We start from the raw sequence: 1,401 nt of genomic DNA, 5'->3' as shown, positions 1-1,401 counted from the left end.
GGGCCCGGGGACAGGGGGCCAGACACGTCGGACGATTCTGCAAGCCCGCTCACACCCGCGCCGGGCGCTTCGGACGACACTGCAAGTGGCCCTGTGGACGGGGCTCAGAGCGACTCGGGGGACAATTCCGTTTCCGGCCCGGGCGGTGCTTCCGGCACCGACGCGGCCGACGGCACGACCGACAAGAAGGTGCTCTGACATGCCTCCCGTCTTCGCCCACGGCCGCCTCCGCCTCTACCTGCTGAAGCTGCTGGACGAGGCCCCCCGACACGGCTACGAGGTCATCCGCCTCCTGGAGGAGCGCTTCCAGGGGCTGTACGCGCCCTCGGCGGGCACGGTCTACCCGCGCCTGTCCAAGCTGGAGGCCGAGGGCCTGGTCACCCACACCACCGAGGGCGGCCGCAAGGTGTACGCCATCACGGACGCCGGCCGCGCCGAACTGGCCGACCGCAGCGGCGAGTTGGCCGACCTGGAGCTGGAGATCCGCGAGTCGGTCGCCGAGCTGGCCGCCGAGATCCGGGCCGACGTCCGGGGCGCGGCGGGCGACCTGCGCCGTGAGATGCGCGCGGCGGCCACGGAGGCCCGGCAGGGAAACGGGGCCGGGCGCGGTCGGCGGAGTGAACACGAAGGCCCCGCTGGGGACTTCACGGACTTCGGTGACAAGGAGTCGTGGCGCGCCGCCAAGGAGGAGATGCGCCGCGCCAAGCAGGAGTGGAAGGAACAGGCCCGCCGCGCCAAGGACGAGAGCCGTCGGGCCCGCGAGGAGGCCCAGCAGGCCCGGCGCCAGGCCAAGGAGGCACAGGCGCGGGCGTGGGCGCAGGCCCAGGAGGAGATGCAGCGCATCGGCCGCCAGGTCCAGGAGCACGCGCAGGACCACTTCGCGCGCGGCGACTGGCCAACCGGCGTGCGGGAGAGCCTGACCGAACTGGCCAAGGAGTTCGGCGACTTCGGGAAGGAGTTCGGCAAGGACTTCGGGTTCGGACGACCGGGCACGGGCGCGGGGACAGGTGCTGGTGCTGGCGCTGGCGCCGACAAGTCGGCTTCGGCACCGGCCACCCCGTCGGCACCCGAGTACAGCCAGACCCCGGAGGACTTCCCGGCGGAGTACGAACCGGCCTGGGCCCACGAGGACTCCACCGGTGAACCGGCCCGCGACCTGGACCGGCTCCTCGACCGTTTCCGGGACGACATCCGTGACGCGGCCCGCGACCATGGCGTCACCGAGGACCAACTCCGCGACACCCGCCGCCACTTGTCCGCGGCGGCGGCACACATCGGGGCGGTGCTGCGCGGCGGCCACAAGGCCTGAGCCGACGCGCCGAGAACCGCAGGTGGTGCGCTCAGGGCAGGGATCAACCCCAGGCGCACCACCCCGCCACGCAGCTCCCCAAGCCCCAGACC

The 1,401-nt window shown here is 73.1% G+C and carries 1 protein-coding gene; it reads left to right on the top strand.

Annotated elements, in window-relative coordinates; genetic code table 11:
• Positions 1–199 precede the first annotated feature (199 nt).
• Positions 200–1,309 (top strand): PadR family transcriptional regulator, encoded by a 1,110-nt coding sequence (locus tag AC31A1_RS51405; protein WP_489659913.1) that lies wholly within the window; start codon positions 200–202, stop codon positions 1,307–1,309.
• The last annotated feature ends 92 nt before the right edge of the window (positions 1,310–1,401 follow it).

The sequence above is a fragment of the Streptomyces sp. P5F9 genome, assembly GCF_057961495.1.
This window is presented reverse-complemented; position numbering and strand designations above follow the sequence as displayed.